At 71.5% G+C, this 17822-nt stretch carries 15 protein-coding genes; 3 read left to right on the forward strand and 12 right to left on the reverse strand.

Going from position 1 to position 17822, the window contains the following annotated elements; translation table 11 throughout:
• The first annotated feature begins 116 nt into the window (after positions 1 to 116).
• Both NOCJ54_RS0110420 and NOCJ54_RS0110425 read left to right on the forward strand, forming a co-directional pair.
• Complete coding sequence (locus tag NOCJ54_RS0110420; protein ID WP_028655460.1) at positions 117 to 1589, forward strand: long-chain-fatty-acid--CoA ligase; 1473 nt, start codon at positions 117 to 119, stop codon at positions 1587 to 1589.
• Positions 1586 to 3124 (forward strand): aldehyde dehydrogenase family protein, encoded by a 1539-nt coding sequence (locus NOCJ54_RS0110425; RefSeq protein WP_028655461.1) that lies wholly within the window; start codon positions 1586 to 1588, stop codon positions 3122 to 3124. Before NOCJ54_RS0110420 ends, NOCJ54_RS0110425 begins: the two co-directional genes overlap by 4 nt.
• Positions 3125 to 3329: 205 nt before the next feature.
• Here the strand turns inward: NOCJ54_RS0110425 and NOCJ54_RS0110430 are convergent, their stop codons facing one another.
• The 11 genes from NOCJ54_RS0110430 to NOCJ54_RS0110480 form a co-directional block, all read right to left on the reverse strand.
• Complete coding sequence (locus NOCJ54_RS0110430) at positions 3330 to 5081, reverse strand: FAD-dependent oxidoreductase (protein WP_028655462.1); 1752 nt, start codon at positions 5079 to 5081, stop codon at positions 3330 to 3332.
• 161 nt (positions 5082 to 5242) lie between these two features.
• Complete coding sequence (locus NOCJ54_RS0110435; protein WP_051485703.1) at positions 5243 to 5818, reverse strand: hypothetical protein; 576 nt, start codon at positions 5816 to 5818, stop codon at positions 5243 to 5245.
• Entirely contained in the window at positions 5815 to 6318 is a 504-nt protein-coding gene (locus tag NOCJ54_RS28200) for a hypothetical protein (protein ID WP_028655464.1), read from the reverse strand. Before NOCJ54_RS28200 ends, NOCJ54_RS0110435 begins: the two co-directional genes overlap by 4 nt.
• Positions 6315 to 7655, reverse strand: coding sequence for an MCE family protein (locus tag NOCJ54_RS25060; RefSeq protein ID WP_157514865.1), 1341 nt, complete (start codon positions 7653 to 7655; stop codon positions 6315 to 6317). Before NOCJ54_RS25060 ends, NOCJ54_RS28200 begins: the two co-directional genes overlap by 4 nt.
• A complete protein-coding gene (locus NOCJ54_RS0110450; protein ID WP_028655465.1) occupies positions 7655 to 8980 on the reverse strand; it encodes an MlaD family protein in 1326 nt (441 codons plus the stop codon). Before NOCJ54_RS0110450 ends, NOCJ54_RS25060 begins: the two co-directional genes overlap by 1 nt.
• Positions 8977 to 10080 carry an MCE family protein gene (locus NOCJ54_RS25065; protein WP_157514866.1) on the reverse strand — a complete coding sequence of 368 codons (1104 nt, stop codon included), beginning with the start codon at positions 10078 to 10080 and terminating at the stop codon, positions 8977 to 8979. Before NOCJ54_RS25065 ends, NOCJ54_RS0110450 begins: the two co-directional genes overlap by 4 nt.
• An 8-nt stretch (positions 10081 to 10088) precedes the next feature.
• The gene (locus NOCJ54_RS25070; RefSeq protein WP_051485709.1) at positions 10089 to 11093 is read right to left on the reverse strand and encodes an MCE family protein; all 1005 of its coding nucleotides are present in this window, start codon (positions 11091 to 11093) and stop codon (positions 10089 to 10091) included.
• Positions 11090 to 12130, reverse strand: a complete 1041-nt coding sequence (locus NOCJ54_RS25075) for an MCE family protein (RefSeq protein WP_051485711.1) — start codon at positions 12128 to 12130, stop codon at positions 11090 to 11092. The genes NOCJ54_RS25070 and NOCJ54_RS25075 overlap by 4 nt, the downstream gene beginning before the upstream one ends.
• A gap of 14 nt (positions 12131 to 12144) precedes the next feature.
• A complete protein-coding gene (locus NOCJ54_RS25080) occupies positions 12145 to 13329 on the reverse strand; it encodes an MCE family protein (protein WP_051485712.1) in 1185 nt (394 codons plus the stop codon).
• Positions 13330 to 13336: 7 nt separating this feature from the next.
• A complete protein-coding gene (locus NOCJ54_RS0110475; RefSeq protein ID WP_028655466.1) occupies positions 13337 to 14188 on the reverse strand; it encodes an MlaE family ABC transporter permease in 852 nt (283 codons plus the stop codon).
• A gap of 1 nt (position 14189) precedes the next feature.
• On the reverse strand, positions 14190 to 15047 hold the full coding sequence (locus NOCJ54_RS0110480; RefSeq protein WP_028655467.1) for an MlaE family ABC transporter permease: 858 nt from the start codon (positions 15045 to 15047) through the stop codon (positions 14190 to 14192).
• 240 nt (positions 15048 to 15287) lie between these two features.
• On the opposite strand from NOCJ54_RS0110480, the gene NOCJ54_RS28205 reads away from it, so the two are divergent.
• Positions 15288 to 16523: a PucR family transcriptional regulator gene (locus NOCJ54_RS28205; RefSeq protein ID WP_051485713.1), complete on the forward strand. Its 1236-nt coding sequence runs from the start codon at positions 15288 to 15290 to the stop codon at positions 16521 to 16523.
• Between the two features lie 28 nt (positions 16524 to 16551).
• Here the strand turns inward: NOCJ54_RS28205 and NOCJ54_RS0110490 are convergent, their stop codons facing one another.
• A complete protein-coding gene (locus tag NOCJ54_RS0110490; protein WP_028655468.1) occupies positions 16552 to 17790 on the reverse strand; it encodes an NAD(P)/FAD-dependent oxidoreductase in 1239 nt (412 codons plus the stop codon).
• Between the last annotated feature and the right edge of the window lie 32 nt (positions 17791 to 17822).

Below are 17822 nucleotides of genomic sequence, written 5' to 3' on the forward strand. Positions count from 1 at the left end.
CCCGGGTGGGCATTGGGCGGGCGACCAACGCCCCGCTGCAGATTTGGCCCTGCGCACGTATCGCCCCGGTGTGGCGTTGCCGACACTCGTCGTCACCATCCCGAGAAGGAGCTTCGATGACGAACCTGGGCGCACTGCTCACCACGACCGCCGCGGCCCACCCCGAGCGCGCCGCCATCCGCATGGACGACGCCGTGCTGTCCTACAGCGCGCTGGACGCCGCGAGCGCCCGCATGGCCGGCCACCTGGTCGCCGCGGGGGTCCGCCCGGGCGACCGCGTCGGCGTGATGCTGCCCAACGTGCCGTACTTCCCCGTCGTCTACTACGCCGTGCTCCGCGCCGGCGGCGTCGTGGTGCCGATGAACGTGCTGCTCAAGGAGCGCGAGACCGGCTTCTACCTCAGCGACTCGGGCGCGAAGCTCGTCGTCGCGTGGCACGACTTCCTGCCGGCCGCCCAGGCGGGCGCCGCCGAGGCCGGTGCCGAGTGCCTGTCCGTCGTGCCCGGCGAGCTCGAGAAGCTGCTGGCCGCCGCCACGCCGGCCCCCGAGGTCGTCGACCGCGACGACAGCGACACGGCCGTGATCCTCTACACCTCCGGCACCACCGGCAAGCCCAAGGGTGCCGAGCTCACCCACGCCAACCTCCGCAGCAACGTCGAGACGGTCGTCGCGATGCTCGAGCTGACCCCGGAGGACGTGATCCTGGGCGCGCTCCCCTTGTTCCACTCCTTCGGCCAGACCGCCGGCCTCAACGCCGCCATCGCCTCCGGCGCGTGCCTGAGCGTGATCCCGCGCTTCGACCCCGCCAAGGCCGTGGAGATGCTGGACCGCGACGACGTCACGATCTTCGAGGGCGTGCCGACCATGTTCTCCGCCATGCTGCACACGCCCGGGCGCCCCACGCACGGCTCCCTGCGCCTGTGCGTCTCGGGCGGCGCGGCCATGCCGGTCGAGGTCATGCGCGGCTTCGAGGAGGCGTTCGGCTGCATGGTCCTCGAGGGCTACGGCCTGTCCGAGACCTCGCCCGTGGCGTCATTCAACCACCCCGACCGCGAGCGCAAGGCCGGGTCGATCGGCACCCCGATCGCCGGGGTCGAGATGAAGCTCGTCGACGTCCGCGACGACGGCGTGGGCGAGATCGCGATCCGCGGCGCCAACGTGATGCGCGGCTACTGGCACCGCCCCGACGCGACCGCCGAGGCGATCGACGCCGACGGGTGGTTCCGCAGCGGCGACCTCGCCCGTGTCGACGAGGACGGCTACTTCTTCATCGTCGACCGCTCGAAGGACATGATCATCCGCGGCGGCTACAACGTCTACCCGCGCGAGGTCGAGGAGGTCCTCTACGAGCACCCGGCGATCGCCGAGGCGGCGGTCGTCGGCATCCCGGACGCCGAGCTCGGTGAGGAGGTCGTCGCGGTGGTCGCCTTCCGCCCCGGCGCGGAGGCGGACCCCGACGAGGTCCAGCGCTTCGTGCAGGACCGGGTCGCTGCCTACAAGTACCCCCGCAAGGTCTTCGTCCGCGACGAGCTGCCGAAGGGGCCCACGGGCAAGATCCTGAAGCGCGACATCCAGGTGGTGCCGGCGTGACGACCACGACGAAGGCCAGGAAGCGCGCCGCGGCGGCGCAGCCGGAGCAGATCCGGGTCGACAACCCCGCCACCGGCGAGGTCCTCACCCACGTGCCGAACCTGACCGCGGCCGAGGTGGCCGAGGTCGCCGCGCGCGCCAGGGCGGCACAGCCGGGCTGGGAGCAGCTCGGCTTCGAGGGCCGGGCCGCCGTGCTGCGTCGGATGCAGCGCTGGGTCGTCGACCACGCCGACGAGGTCGCGCGCACGATCTGCTCCGAGACGGGCAAGGCCTACGAGGACGCGCTGCTCGCCGAGATCAACTACGGGGCGGCAGCGTTCGGCTTCTGGGCGAAGCAGGCCCCGTCGTACCTCGCCGAGACCCGGGTGCGCTCCGCGCAGCCGCTGGTCGCCGGGAAGAAGCTGGTCCAGCGCTACCGCCCGATGGGCCTCGTCGGCGTCATCGGCCCGTGGAACTACCCGCTGACCAACTCCTTCGGTGACTGCATCCCGGCGCTGGCCGCCGGCAACGCCGTGCTGCTCAAGCCGTCCGAGCTGACGCCCCTGACCTCGCTGCTGCTGGCCGAGGGCCTGGCTGCGAGCGGGCTGCCGGACGGCGTGTTCAACGTCGTGACCGGCACCGGCGCGACCGGGTCGGCGCTCGTCGACGAGGTCGACATGGTGATGTTCACCGGCTCCACCGCGACCGGGCGCAAGGTCGCGGCCCAGGCGGCGCAGCGGCTCGTCCCGGTGTCGCTGGAGCTCGGGGGCAAGGACCCGATGATCGTGCTGGCCGACGCCGACCTCGAGCGGGCGGCCACGCACGCGGCGTACTACTCGATGTTCAACTGCGGGCAGACCTGCATCTCCATCGAGCGCTGCTACGTCGAGGCACCCGTGTACGACGAGTTCGTCGACCTGGTCACGAAGAAGGTCACGGCGCTGCGCCAGGGTGTCCCGGGCGGCCCGGGGAGCGTGGACGTCGGCTCGCTCACCTCGCCCGCGCAGGTGGACATCGTCGAGCGCCACGTCCGTGACGCCGTCGCTGCCGGCGCGCGGGCGCTGACCGGCGGGCAGCGGCCCCACCGTGAGGGCCTCTGGTTCCCGCCCACCGTCCTGGTGGACGTGGACCACGACATGACCATCATGCGCGAGGAGACCTTCGGCCCGACCCTGCCCGTCATGAAGGTCGCCGACGCCCAGGAGGCTGTGCGGCTGGCCAACGACAGCGAGTACGGGCTGTGCGGGTCGGTGTTCGGCCGTGACCTCGAGCGTGCCGAGGCCGTCGCACGTCGGCTCGAGGTCGGGGCGGTCACGGTCAACGACGCCCTGGTGAACTACACCGCGCTGGAGCTGCCGATGGGTGGCGCCAAGCCGGCGTCCGGGATCGGGCGCCGCCACGGCAAGGAGGGCATCACCAAGTACTGCCGTCAGCAGTCGGTGCTCGTCTCCCGCTGGCACCTGCGCCGCGACCTGCACACCTACCCCTACCGGGCGAGCCGCACCCGCGTGCTGGCGCGGCTCCTGGCCGTCCTCAACCGGGGTGCGAAGGACTAGCCGGCACCGCCGCGGCTGAGCCGACGACAGCAGGACGCCGCAGGACCCCACGTCGGTGGGGCCCTGCGGCGTCCTCGTCGTTGCACGCTGCTGCAACCGCTGCAGCCGCTGCCGCCGCAGCCAGCAGCTGCGGGCACGCCGAAAGGGGCACCGTCCGGCGTCCCCCCTGCCGCCGGACGATGCCCCTGCTCGAGGGCGGGTCGGGCTACGCCTTCGCGTCCTTGCCGCCCACCACGAAGAGCGGGAGCCGCAGCGCGGCCGGTGCGGTCGGCGGCACCACCGGGCGGGCCGGGGCCACCGGGGCGAGGCGCTCGTACGACGAGCCGAGGGCCGGCCGCTGGTCTGCCTCTCCCTTGTTGGGCCACAGCGACATGGCGCGCTCGGCCTGGGCGGTGATCGTGAGGCTCGGGTTGACCCCCAGGTTCGCCGAGATCGCGGCCCCGTCGACGACGTGCAGCCCGGGGTGCCCGTAGACCCGGTGGTACGGGTCGATGACGCCCGTCCGAGCGGAGTCGCCGATGGGGCAGCCGCCGAGGAAGTGCGCGGTCATGGGGATGTTGAAGATCTCGCCCGTGGTCGAGTAGGAGCCACCGTCGATCCTGGCGCTGATCCGGCGCACGACGTCGTTGGCCACCGGCAGCCACGTCGGGTTCGGCGCGCCGTGCCCCTGCCGGGAGGTGAGCCGGGCACGCTTGCCCTTGCGCCCCTTCTTCGGGAACACGGTGATCGAGTTGTCGCTGGTCTGCATGACCAGGGCGATGATGGTCCGCTCCGGCCAGCTGCCCAGTCCCAGCACGGTGGAGGCCAGCAGGCCGGGGTGGCGCACCGCCTGGCCGATCCACCTGACCCAGCGCGGCACGCGACCACCACCGTCGGTCATCAGCGTCAGCAGCAGGCCCATGAGGCCCGACCCCTTGCCGTAGCGGACCGGCTCGACGTGGGTGACGTCGTCGGGGTGGATCGACGACGTGATCGCGACTCCGTGGTGGAAGTCGTACTTGTCCTTGTTGCGCATCTTCGTGCTGGACGCGCACAGCGCCTCGGAGTTGGTCCGGGTCAGGTAGCCCAGCCGGTCCGAGAGGTTCGGCAGGTCTCCGGAGCGCCGCATGCCGTGCAGGAGCTCCTGCGTCCCCCACGTCCCGGCGGCGAGCACGACCTGGCCCGCGGTGATCGTCGTCGTACGACTCGCGGATCGTCCCGTCCGGTGCGTCACCACGTCGTAGCCGCCGTCCGGGCGCTGGCGGACCGCGCGGACCGTGGTGCGCTCGCGCACCTCCGCCCCGGCCCGCTCAGCCAGGTAGAGGTAGTTCTTGAGCAGCGTGTTCTTCGCGTTGTGGCGACAGCCCGTCATGCACTCGCCGCACTCCAGGCAGCCGCGGCGCTCCGGACCGGCGCCGCCGAAGTACGGGTCCGGCACCGCCTGGCCGGGCTGCTTGGTGCCGTCCGCACCGAAGCAGACCCCGATCGGCGTGGGCCGGTAGGTGTGGCCGACGCCCATGTCCTCGGCGACCTGCTTCATGATGTCGTCCGACGGGGTGACCGTGGGGTTCTCGACGACGCCGAGCATCCGCTTGGCCTGGTCGTAGTAGGGCGCGAGCTCCGACTTCCAGTCGGTGATGTGCGCCCACTGCGCGTCCTCGTAGAAGGCCGGCGACTTCGGCTCGTACAGGGTGTTGGCGTAGTTGAGGGAACCACCGCCGACACCGGCGCCGGCCAGCACGACGACGTCGCGCAGCAGGCGGATCCGCTGGATGCCGAAGCAGCCCAGGCGCGGTGCGAAGAGGAAGCGCCGCACGTCCCACGACGTCCTGGCGAACTCGTCGTCCTCGAAGCGGCGGCCCGCCTCCAGCACGCAGACGCGGTACCCCTTCTCCGTCAGCCGCAGCGCGGTGACCGATCCGCCGAACCCGGAACCGACGACGACGACGTCGTAGTCGTTGGCCTGGTTGCCCTTCATCCCACTACCTCCTGACCGGCATGACCCTCGTCACGTCCGCAACCTCATCCCACCGCGCCCGGCGCAGCCGGTTCTCGTTCCGCGCGCCAATGCCGATCAACCGGTTTGGGCAGCCGGACAACCCGGTCGGGGAGGGCACCTGGGCGCCTCGGACGGGTCCGTCAGACCGGGTCGAGGCCGGCGATGAGCCACTCGCCGTCGACCTCGACCATGGTGACCTCGACCCGACTGCCGGTGACGGCGGGCACGGACTTCCCGGCGGTGGTGGTCTGGGTCAGGAAGACGAGGACGACGACCCGGTCGCGGTCCGCCGAGACGACGCCGGCCGCACTGACGACGGCCGCCGTGCTGATCTTCCGCTTCCTCGCCGTCGGCTCGACGGCGTCCTCCAGGATGCGCTGGTAGTCGGCGGTGAAGTCTCCCGTGGTCTGGGCCAGCGCGCGGTCGAGGTCCTCCTCGAGCGACGCGGCCCGGTAGCTGAGCAGGTCGGGCACGCGGGCAGTCGCCGCGGCCAGTGCGTCCGCCCTGGCCGTGGTCAGGCCGGCGGCGCGGTGGGCGCCGAACGCCGCGGTGCCCGCCAGGGCAGCGGCGAGGACCAGGGCGACGACGGGAGCGAGGCGGCGCACTGCGGCCGTACGACGTGCGCCGTCGCCGGCGTCCTGCTCCACGTCCTGCCCGGCGTCGTTCCCGGTGTCCTTCCCGGTGTCCTTCCCGGTGTCTGCGTCCAGTGCGCTCACGACACGAACTCCAGTCCCGAGACCAGCCACTTCTCGTCCACCTCGCTGAGCTCGACCCGCAGGCGGTAGTTGCGCGGTTCGGCCTTCTTCGTCGACTTGTTCCTCACCGACCCGGCGGCGGCAACGATCACCGTCGCCCGGTCCTCGCCCAGCTCCACCACACCGGCGGAGACGACCTCACCGGTGGCGGTCACCTTGTTGTCCACGAGGGCCTTCCTGAGCTGCTCGGCCTGCGCCTCGAGCTCGGTCCGGAACCCGGCCGTGGCGCCGTCGAGCAGTGCGTCCAGGTCGGCCTCGGAGGTCGAGGAGCTGATGTCGACCAGCCCGGCGACCTCGGCGCTCGCCGCCGCGACGACCTCCTCCGCGTCGGACGCGCGCTGGCGCTCGTCGGACCACGCCAGGCCCCGCTCGACCGACAGCCCCAGCAGCACCAGCGTCGCCGCCAGCAGGACCAGGCTGCGTCGGCTGGCACCGGTGATCCAGCCGCGCACGGCGCTCATCGACGTCCTCCCACGGTCAGGGGGCCCAGGACCAGGAGGGTCCACAGGTCGTCCGCCGAGGTGGTCTCGTCGTCGACGGTGATCGAGCCGGACGAGTCGTCGCCGCCCTTGCCGACCGCGAGGTCGTAGGCGACCTTCCCGCTGGTCTCGGGCCAGACCCCGGCGCCGAACTCCAGCCCGCACGAGGCCGGGAGCGGTCCGCGGAGGTCACCCTCGGGACACGGCAGGTTGCGGGCGCCCCGGACGGCTGCGGGGTTGTCGGGCGCGATCTTGCAGTGGGCGAGGTGGTCCACGTCGCGGGTGGTCAGCCGCGAGGGGCTGCGACGCTGGTCCGGAGGCACGTAGCCCGTGATGCAGGTCGGCGGGTCGTTGAGCGTCCCGCGCAGGTCGAGCTGGACGTCGCCGAACTCGGCGCGCGGGTTGACCGCGCTCTGCACCCTGGCGACCGTCGCCGGGTAGACCACCAGCGTCTGCCGCAGCTCGGGCAGGTAGGTGTTGAGCACCTCGGCGTTCGTGGTCAGGTTGGCCAGCAGCATCGGCAGCACCTCCTGCTGGTCGGAGATCGCGCCGGTGGCCGCGTCCAGCCCGCCGGGGCCGTCGGCCAGCAGCGCACGCAGGTCGGCACTGTCGTCCCGGGCCAGCTCGGCGGTCACGTCGTCGAGCGAGTCCGCCCACGAGCGCGTCGACGGCCCCAGGTCGCGCTGCGTCTCCAGGACGGGTTGCAGCGCCGAGATCAGCTCCCGCGTGGCGCGGACGTTGGTCTGCGCCTCGGCGAGGAGGGTCGCGGACGACTGGACCAGCTCGTTGAGCTCCGGGCCGGTGCCGCCCAGGCCGTCGTCGACCTGCGCCAGCACCGCCCGCGTCTCCTCCCTGGGGACCGACTCGAGGAGCCGGTTGAGCGAGTCGAGCACGGGTGCGATCTGGGGAAGGTCGGTGGCGCGCTCGCGCGGGATGCTCGCGCCCTGGGCGAGGAGGTCGCCCGTCACGTCACCCTCGTGGACGAGGTCGACGTACTGCTCCCCGATGGCGGAGGTGCTGTGCAGCTCGGCGCGCACGTCCGCGGGGATGTCGATCCCGTTGTCGATGCGCAGCGTGGCGACGGCACCTGCGTCGCTGACCTCGAGGTCGGAGACGATGCCGACCTTCACCCCGCGGTAGGTCACCGACGCCTTCGGGTAGAGCCCGCTCGCGTCGGCGAACTCGACGCTCACGTCGTACACGCCGATGCCGAGCATGGCCGGCACCCGGGCGTAGTTGAAGAACGCCATGCCCAGGGCGACCACCGCGAGCACCGCGAAGATGCGCAGCTGGCGCTTGATGAGAGGAGTCAGCAGCATCAGCACAGCCCCAGGATCCGGAGCAGGCAACCCCTGGCCTGCTCCTGCTCGTCGTTCTTCCCCGACTGCCCGGACTTGCCGGACTTGCCGGACTTGGGCGACAGCAGGTCCTCGAGGAGGCTCGGGGCCCGTGCGTCGCCCTCGTCCGCCGTCTCGTCCGCCGGCTTCCCCTCGGGCTTGGTCCCCTCCTTGCCCTTCGGTGCGGTCCCGGGCGTCGTGAGCGGCCCCTGCACGGGGTCGCCGGCCTGCATCGAGGGCGTCAGGCCGCCGAGCCACGCGTCGACGAGGCCGTCGGTGCGCAGGTCGATGGTGGCGAAGAGGTTGGCGAAGTCACCCCTCACGGCCTCGGTCGTGGTCATCGCCGGGAACGGGATCGTGGCGCCGATCTTCAGGGCCTCGGGCAGCTTGTTGCTGGCCTTGCCGAGGTTCGTCAGGATCGGGCCGAGCGAGTCCAGGTTGGCGAGGAGCGCGCTCTGGCTGGCACGCACCACCTTCACGGCCCGGTTGCCGGTCCGGCCGGTCTCCGTGACCGCCCTGACCAGGGCGGCTCGCTCCTCCTCCAGCGCCTCGAGCCCCGGGGTGATCTGGTCGATCGCCTTCGCGATGCGCTTCTCGTCCTTGCGCAGGCCAGCGGCGAGGTCGTTCAGCGACTCCAGCGCCGCCACGATCTCGCCCTTGTTGGCGTCGAGCACCGCGAGCAGGCGGTTGGTACGACGGACCAGGCTCCGGGTGTCCGGCACCCGGTCCCGCAGGGCCGTCGACAGCTCGCCGGTGATGGTGCTGATCTGGGAGAGGCCGCCGTTGTTGAGCAACAGGGCGACCGCGCCCAGGACCTGCTCGGTGGCCGGGTAGGTGCCGGTCTGCTCGACACCGACCACGTCGCCGTCGGCCAGCAGGCCATCGGTCCCGGCCGTCGCGGACGCCGGCAGCACGGCTCCCTCCCCCGTGCTCCCGTCGCCCTCGACGGTGTCGTCGGTCGTCGTGACCTCGACGTACTGGGCCCCGAGCAGCGTCTTCTGGCCGATCGAGAACACCGAGTCCTTCGGCAGTGCCACGTCGTCCAGGAGGCGCAGCTCGACGACGGCCTCCCAGTCCTCGACATCGATCTTCGCGACCGTGCCGATCACCACGTTGTCCTTCTGGACGGTGGAGTTCGGGACGAGGTTCTCGATCTGGTCGAAGTGCACGGTGACGCTGTAGCCGTCGTCACCCACACCGGCCTGGCCGGGCAGGGTGTTGTCGTTGGGCTGGATCTCGCACCCGGTGGCGACGAGGGCCGCAGCGAGCAGCCCCGGCACCGCGAGCCGGCGCAGCTGGTGGTTCATCGGGTCCCTCCCGGCAGGTTCGGCAGCAGGCCGATGCCGCCGTTGTCGCCCTTGTTGAGCAGCCCGATCAGCGGCTGCAGCGCGCTGGTGCACGCCTCCTCCGTGCCGCCGGCGCCGAGGAGTGCGCCGCACAGCAGCATCGCCAGGTTGTCGAAGCCGGTGAGGCTGGCACGGCCGGTGAGGGCCTGGTCCTCGACGGTGTTGTGCAGGCCGATCAGCGAGTGGGGCGCGACGTGCAGCACGCCGGCGAGCTCGTTGGACTTGTCAGCCAGGGTGGCCGCCAGGGCGTTGAGGTCGGTGGTGGCCTCGGTGAGACGACCCCGGTGCTTCTTGAAGTAGGCCTCGGTCTCGTCGAGGACCACGGCGAGGTCGCGAATGGCGCCACTCAGGCTGGTCCGGTTCGCCGACAGGACCCCGGAGACCGCGTCGAGCTCGGCGGTGAAGCCGCGCACGGCCGCGTCGTTGAGTGCGAGGTTGCGGGTGAAGTCGTTGAGGTTGCTGATCGTGCTGAACAGGTCCGACCGACCGTCGGCGAGCGCGGTGGCAGCAGCCCTCAGCTCGCGGATCGACGTGCGCAGCTGATCGGCGTTGCCCGTGCGCAGGCTGGCGTCCATGGTCCGGATCGCCTCGGCGAGCGGCCCGTCCTTCCTCCCCCGGCCCGGGCCCAGGGTCGTCGACAGGTCGATCAGCTCCTGCTTGACGTCGTCGAAGGTGACCGGGACCGCGGTCCGCTCGACATCGATCGTGTCACCGTCCCGGAGCCGGTCCCCGCCGGTGAAGACGGGCGAGAGCTGCACGAACCGGCCGCTGACCAGGCTGGGCGAGACGATCGCTGCGCGGGCGTCCGCCGGGATCGGCTGGCCGGCGTCGACCTTCATGCTCACCAGCACGCCGTCGCCATCGTTCTCGACACCGGTGATCTCACCGACCCGGACGCCGAGCACCTTCACGTCGTCGCCCACGTAGAGCCCCTCGGCGCTCGTGAAGCGCGCCGTGAGCTCGGTGCTGCTGGAGTCCCGCGTCCAAACGAGGGCAGCTGCACCGAGGGCTGCGACGAGCAGCAGGGCCACCAGGGTGCGGCCACGCGGAAGGAAACGCATCAGCGACGTCACTGGAGCACCCCGGAGAGGATCGGAACCAGCGTCGAGGGCGACGTGAGGTTCTGGATGTAGGCGTCGAACCACGGCCCGGTGGCGAGCGCCTCGCCGAAGCCGGTGGCGTAGCCCTGGAGCCCGTCGATCGCGGCTTGCAGGTCGACCTTGTTGGCGTTGAGGACGTCGACGACGCCGTCGAGCTGGTCGAGCGCCGGCCCGATCACGTCGTCGGTCGTGGTCAGCAGCGCGCGCAGCTCGGTGGCCAGCTCGCGGGCGCCCTCGAGCAGGCTGACCACCACGGCCTGGCGCTTGTCGAGCTCCGCCAGCAGGGAGCGTCCGGACCCGAGCAGCGAGGCGATCTGCCGGTCCCGGCTGGCCAGCACACCGGTGACCCGGTCCGCCCGGTCGACGAGCGAGAGCAGCTCGTCGTCGTTGGCCGAGATGGCACGCGACAGGGCGGTGATGCCGTCGAGCGCCGGACGCAGGTCGGGATTCGAGGCCTTGAGGGTCGCCGACGCCTGATCGAGCGCCTCCGCGAGCTGCGCCTTGTCGATCTCGGCGCTGGTCTCGGTCAGCTCGTTCAGGGTGGCGGTCAGGTTGTACGGCGCGGACGTCCGCTCGACCGGGATCGAGTCACCCGCGCCGAGCGCACCCGTGCCGCGCGGCTCCAGCTCGAGCGCGGCCCTGCCGAGCAGCGTGATGGTGATGATCCGCGCCTCGGTGAGGTCACCCAGGCTGATGTCCTCGTCGGTGATCACGACGTCGGCGACGACCTTGTCGCCGTCGATCCGGACGTCGCGCACCTTGCCCACCGACGCCCCGGACACCTGCACGTCGTCCCCGCCCCGGAGACCGCCGGACTCGGCGAACTCGACGTGCAGGACCTCGTTGTTGCCGACCAGCGGCAGCCGGTTGATGTTCAGCGCAGCCAGGACGACGAGCGCGATGGTCAGCGTGCCCGCGAGGCCGCGCACGGCGAGCCGCTCGGGGCTGGCGTCCCTGCGCCGACGGCGGCTCATCGGTCACACCTCGGCGCGTCGCTGTAGATCCACGGCGTGAGGACGCCGGGACCGCTGCCGATGCCGGTCTGGACCCGCACCCCGCAGAGGAAGAAGTTGAAGAAGTTGCCGTACGACGACGTGTTGGCCAGCGTCCGGTAGTGGGTGGGCAGCTTCTGCAGGACCGCCTCCAGGGTCTCCTTCTCGCTGTTGACTCCCCTGGCGGCGACAGCGAGCGCGCGCAGGTCCGTACGCACGTCCGACCGGGCGTCAGCCACCAGGTTCGACGTCGTGCGGGCGAACCGGTCGATCCGCGCCGCGGCGTCGAGGACCTGCGTGTCCTGCTTGTCGAGCGAGGTCAGCAGCACGTCGAGGCGGTCGAGCAGCAGCCCGACGGTGTCCCGGCGCGCGTCGACGGTGCCGAGCACGCTGTTGAGGTTCCCGATGACCTCGCCGATGAGCTGCTCGCGGTTGCCGATGGTGGTGGTGAAGGACCCGACCTGCCGCACGAGGGTGGCGACGGACGACTGCTGGCCCTGCAGCACACGGACCAGCTGATTGGACAGCTCGTTGACCTGGGTGGGGTTGAGCCCCGCGAAGAGCGGCTTGAAGCCGTTGAGCAGGGTGTCGAGGTCGAGGGCCGAGGCCGTCTGGTTGGCGGGGATCGTGTCCCCGGGAGCCAGCGGTTCTGCCTTCCTCGCACCGGCGCCCCTGGTGAGCTGCAGGATCCGGTCGCCGATCAGGTTGCGGTACTGGATCGTGGCCCGGGTGGCGGAGGTGAGCTGCTGCCCCTCCGTGACGTCGAACCCGACGAGCACGGTGTTGTCGGGCTGGACGTCGATCTCCTTGACCTTCCCGACGTCGACCCCGGCGATGCGGACCTTGTCACCGACGGAGAGGCCGGACACGTCGTCGAAGCTGGCGCGGTAGAGCGCCTTCTCCCCGCCCCGGTACTCGCCGGTGATGGCGGCGATCCAGAACGTGAACACGGCGGCCATGGCGAGGAACGCCGTGAACTTCAGCAGGTCGTTGCGCTGGCGGCGTCGTTCGGGACTCACGGATCTCCTCTCGCTCATGGCAGGTTCACCGCACCCTTGAGCAGCCCCAGGAGCGTGGTGAGCGCTGCCTCGTCCGGGGTGGGCTGGGGACCGTGGTGCGGGTTGGCGCCGGTGCCGAACGCCGGCGGCGGCACCTGGGCCTCCTCGGCGTCGACGTAGGGCAGGCCGTGGCACACGGGGCCCCGGTCGTCGGTCTGCACCGGCAGGTTCTCCTCGTAGGTGTAGGCCTTGCGCCCCGGCACCAGCCGGGTGATGGTCGTGACGCCGGGGTTCGTGCCGCCGACGGCGGCCTCCGCGAGCTTGTTGGCGTTGGCGAGGCCCAGCAGCAGGCACGGCAGCTCCGGCGAGTAGCGCTCCAGCACACCCGTGACCGGCCGCAGCAGGGTCAGGCTGGTGACCAGGCCCTCGCGAGAGCTGCGCAGCAGGACGTCGGCCTCGTTGCTGAAGCCGGTCAGGCTGCGGCTCAGCGCGCGCAGCGACGCCTGCTGCCGGACCGCGGTCTCCGAGATGGTCCCCGCCTGGGTGAGCGAGGCGACGAGGTCGGGCCGGGCCGCGGCGTACACGTCGGCGACGTCGTCGGCGACCGCCAGGTCCTGGCTGAGGGTGCGCAGGGCGGGGTTGAAGGACCGCAGGTAGTCGTCGGTCTGCGAGATCAGCTCGCCGATCAGCTCGCCGCGCTCGTCGAGGGCCCCCGCGACCGCGGTCAGCGCGGAGTTGACCTCCGCCGGGCGGGCGACCTCGAGGACGGCGGTGAGGTTCTCGAACGCCTCGTCGATCTCGACCGTCACCCGGTCGCCGCGGAGCACTGCGCCTGCGCGGATGGGTCCGGCCGTGCTGCTGGCTGGCTCGGTGAGCTGGACGTACTTCGCGCCGAACGCGGTCGGGGGAACGATCTGGGCGGTGACGTCCGCCCGGACGCGGTCGGCCTTGTCGGTGTCGAGGAGCAGCTCGACGCGGACCCGGTCGCCCTCCCCCTCGATCTGCCCCACGGAGCCGACCTCGACGCCGCGGAGCTTGACGGGCGCGCCGGCGGCGAGCGTGAGCCCGGCGCGGTCGGTCTCGACCGTCACCGCGATGTTGTCGTCGAAGGCCCCGCGGTAGGTCGCGATGGTGCCGGCGATGACGGCCAGGACGAGCCCGACGAACAGGAAGCCGTAGACGACCTGGCGGTCGACGTGGTGTGCGTGCTTGGCGGTCATGTGGTGATCACCCCGCGATGTGGACCGACGGACCGCCCCAGATGGCAATCGCGAAGATCAGGTCGATGAACATCGTGACGATGAGGGCGGAGCGAACTGCCGAGCCGACCGCCTTGCCGACGCCCGCGGGGCCGCCGGCCGCGCGGAAGCCGTGGTAGCAACAGATCGAGACGATCGCGAGGGCCATCAGCACGACCTTGACGATCGCGAGGAAGAGGTCCTCCGGGATCAGGAAGGTGTCGAAGTAGTGCTGGTAGGTGCCCGGCGCCTGGTCGTAGCCGACGGTCACCACGACGTACGTCGCGAGCCAGCACATCATCAGGGCGATCGCGAAGAGCGGGACGACGGCGATCAGCCCGGCGATGATCCGGGTCGTGACGAGGAAGGGCACCGGGTGGACGGCCATGACCTCGAGGGCGTCGATCTCCTCGCTGACCCGCATCGCGCCGATCTGCGCGGTGAAGCCGGCCCCGACGGTCGCGGTCAGCGCGATGCCGGCGATGATCGGCGCGACCTCGCGGGTGTTGAAGTAGGCGGAGAAGAACCCGGAGAGGGTCGAGACGCCGATGTTGTCGAACGACGTGTAGGCCTGGAGCCCGACCTCGATCCCGGCCGCGGTGGTGAGGAAGCCGATGACGAGCACCGTGCCGCCGATGAGGGCCAGCGCACCGGAGCCGAGGGAGACCTCCGCGAGCAGCCGCACGACCTCCTTCGGGTAGTGCTTGATCGTGCGCGGCATGTGCGCGTAGGCGTTGCCGTGGAAGCTGAGCTGGTCCCCGAGCCGCCGCAGCGAGGAGACCGGCTTCGCCACCTGGCGCGCGAGCGCGCCGGGCTCACGGGCGGGTGCGTCACTGGCCACGTCAGGCTCCCAGCTTGATCTGGAGGAACAGGGCACTGATCACGCTGTTCGCGGCGAAGAGCAGCATGAAGGAGAAGACGACGGTCTGGTTCACCGCGTCGCCCACGCCCTTGGGCCCGCCCTTCGCGTTGAGGCCCAGGTAGCAGGCCGTGAGCCCGGCGAGCAGTCCGAAGACGAGGGCCTTCGCCTCGGAGGCGAGGAAGTCGGGCAGGCCCACCAAGAGCGTGAGGTCGGAGAGGTAGAGGCCGGGGGTGGCACCCTGCAGCACCACGGAGAAGAAGTAGCCGCCCGTCAGGCCGACCATCGTGACCATGCCGTTGAGCGCGAGCCCCACCAGCATCGACGCCACCACCCTCGGCACCACGAGGCGCTCGATCGGATCGATGCCCAGGGTGACCATGGCGTCGATCTCCTCCCGGATCTTCCGGGAGCCCAGGTCCGCGCAGACCGCGGTCGCGCCCGCACCGGCGACCACCAGCACGCTGACGATGGGCCCGATCTCACGGACCACCGCGACGGCCGCGCCGGCACCGGCGAGGTCGACCGCGCCGATCTGGATGAGCAGCTGGTTGACCTGGAAGATGATCACGACGCAGAACGGGATCGAGACCAGCATCGCCGGCCAGAACGACACGGTCGTGATGAACCACGCCTGCGAGATGAACTCCCGGAAGTGGAACTTGCGGGTGAACATCTGCTTGAAGACGGTTCCGACGAAGCCGTAGAAGTCGCCGAAGGTCCCCATCACCTTGAACGGCAGGGTGCTGCGCACGGCGTCCCGGGCCAGCTGGCGCGACTCCTCGGACATGCCGGCCGGCGCCGGCCGCTCCTCGACGGGCCGGTCCTGGGTGGTCGTCACGCGGCGCCACCGCCGAGGTCCGGTGTCCGGCGACCACGGCGCTGTGCCGCACGGTGCTCGGCAGTCATCGCAGAAGGCCTCCTGGCATCACGCTGGGATCGGGCACCGCTGTCCGCGCGACGCCGTCGTCAGGCCATCTAAGTTCGTTGCGACCGTCACACTCTCGGTCGTTCGTCCAACAATTCGCCGCGGGTTTGGTCACCCGAACCACACGCGCCGGCATTGGTTACCGTGAGGATCATGAGCAACGACGTGCTGCCCTCCGGCATCGAGCCCTGGCTGCTGGCCTACGTCGCCGAGCAGGCCCAGCCCGCCCGGGTCGAGGAGTGGTCCGCCCAGGTGACGGCGGGGATCCTCCGGGAGATGCCGGACGCCCGCCGCTTCGACGGCGTCGTGGACCTCCTGCAGACCGCCGTGCGGGACCACTGGGTGGCCTTCCTCGCCGACTTCGCCCGGCCGGAGCAGCACTTCTACCTCGTCGACACGGCCGCCGAGCTGGCGCGCGTCGTCGCCCAGCAGCAGGTCCCGGCGGAGACGTTGATCCAGTTCTACCGCGTCGCCCAGCAGGAGGTCTGGGTCTACGTGCGCGAGGTGACGACGAAGCTGAGCACCGACGAGGTCGACCGCGCCGAGCTGCTCGTCTACTTCTGGAACCGCGCGGGGGTCTGGCTGGACAAGTCGATCGGGGCGTCCATCGAGATCTACCACGCCGAGCGGAACCGGGTGCTGGCCGGCGCCGCCGCTCAGCGCTACGAGTCGGTCAAGGCGATCCTCGCCGGCGAGGTGACCGACCCGCGGGCCGCCTCCGCCGCCCTCGGCGGCTACCCCATCTCCGTCTTCCACACCGCCTTCGTCCTGTCCGTCGACGACCCCGAGCGCGCCGGCAGCCTCGAGGCGCTGGCCAGCGAGCTGGTCCGGGTGGTGGGCGGCAACAAGCCGCTCCTGGTCAAGCCCGGTGGCCGCCAGCTGTGGCTGTGGGTGGCGACGCGGGACGCCCTCGACCTGGCGGACCTCGCCGACGCCGCGTCGGGCTCCGCCCACGAGGGCATCCGGGTCGGTGTCGGCTCCCCCGAGCAGGGCCTGCGGGGCTTCGCCTCCAGCCACGCCGAGGCGATGGGCGCCCTGGAGGTGACCTCGTCGGACCGGAACTGGCTCGCGACGTACGTCGACGTGGAGCTGCCCGTGCTGCTCGGCTGCAGCCCCGAGGTCGACCGGTTCATGGAGCGCCAGCTCGGCCCGCTGCTCGGCGAGGACGAGTCGACCGAGCGCGTCCGCGAGACGGTGGTCGCCTTCCTCGCCTGCGGCGGCAGCGCCGAGGAGGCCGCGCGCACGCTGGTGGTGCACCGCAACACGGTGCGCTACCGCCTGGGCCAGGCCGAGGAGCTGCTCGGGCGGCCGGTCACGAAGGTCAGCCCCGACCTCGCGGTGGCGCTGCGGCACCACGAGCTCTTCCACCAGAGGGCCCCCCGCAGCTAGGTCGCGGAGGCTCCTCCCCCGGCCGGCGTCAGCCGACTGCGACGGGCCGGGCCAGGAGTGCCTTCAGGTCCGTCCGGGGATCGGCGAGCAGCTCCCGCTGGGGCGCGAGCCCGTCTGCTATCGCCCGCTTGCTGAACATGAACTCCTGCGGCCGGTTGACGCAGTCCGCGGCGATGATCCGACCCCGGGAGAGGTAGAAGCAGGCGAAGTCGCGGGCCGTCGTCGGGTCACCGCGGAGCACCACCTCGTCGTGCCCCGTGCTGAGGCCGGCGATCTGGAGCTTGAGGTCGTACTGGTCCGACCAGAACCAGGGCAGTGCGGCGATCTCCTTCTCCCTGCCGCAGATGGCGGCGGCGACGCTCTTGGCGTGCTCGACGGCGTTGGGGACCGACTCGAGGCGGAGCCGACGACCGTAGCGCCGGTCGGGGAAGCTCGCGCAGTCGCCAGCGGCGAAGACGTCGGGCGCGCTGGTCCGCCCGCAGGCGTCGATGGCGATGCCGTTGTCGACGTGCAGCCCGGCCTCGGCCGCGAGCTCGACGTTCGGGACGACGCCGATGCCGACGACCACGAGGTCGGCGACGACGAGCTCGCCATCGGCCAGCCTGACCCCGGTGACCCGGCCCTCGCCCTCGAGGGCGGCGACGCCCGTGCCCACCCGGAGGTCGACGCCCTCCTCGCGGTGGACCCGGTCGTAGAACGCGGACACCTCCGGGGCGGTGACCCGCTGCAGGACCCGGTCGGCTGCCTCGACGACCGTCACGGGGATGCCCAGCTGCCTGAGGGAGGCCGCGGTCTCGAGTCCGATGTAGCCGGCCCCGATGATGACGGCGTGCCGCGTGGTGGGCAGGTCCGCCCGGATGCCCTCGATGTCCTCCGCCGTGCGGAGGTGGTGCACGCCGGCGAGGTCGGCACCGGGGAGGTCGAACCGGCGCGGGCGTGCCCCGAGGCAGAGGACGAGCTTGTCGTAGGCGAGCGCCTCGCCACCGTCCAGCGTGACCTGCCGGGCGCCGGTGTCGATGCTGGTGACCCGCCCCTGGCGGACGTCGACCTGCTGCTTGTCGTAGAAGTCCGGCTTGCGGATCAACAGCTCGTCCAGGCTCGTCCTGCCCGCGAGGTAGGTCTTGGACAGCGGTGGTCGCTGGTACGGCAGGGAGGGCTCGTCCCCGACGAGGAGCACCTCCCCCGTCCACCCCTCCTGCCGCAGGCTCGCGCACAGCTGGGCGCTCGCGTGGCTGGCCCCGACGATGATCACTCGTGGGCTGGTCATGGTGCCTCTCCTCGCCGCTGCTGGCTGGGCTG

Source organism: Nocardioides sp. J54 (assembly GCF_000519005.1).
GTDB lineage: Bacteria > Actinomycetota > Actinomycetes > Propionibacteriales > Nocardioidaceae > Nocardioides.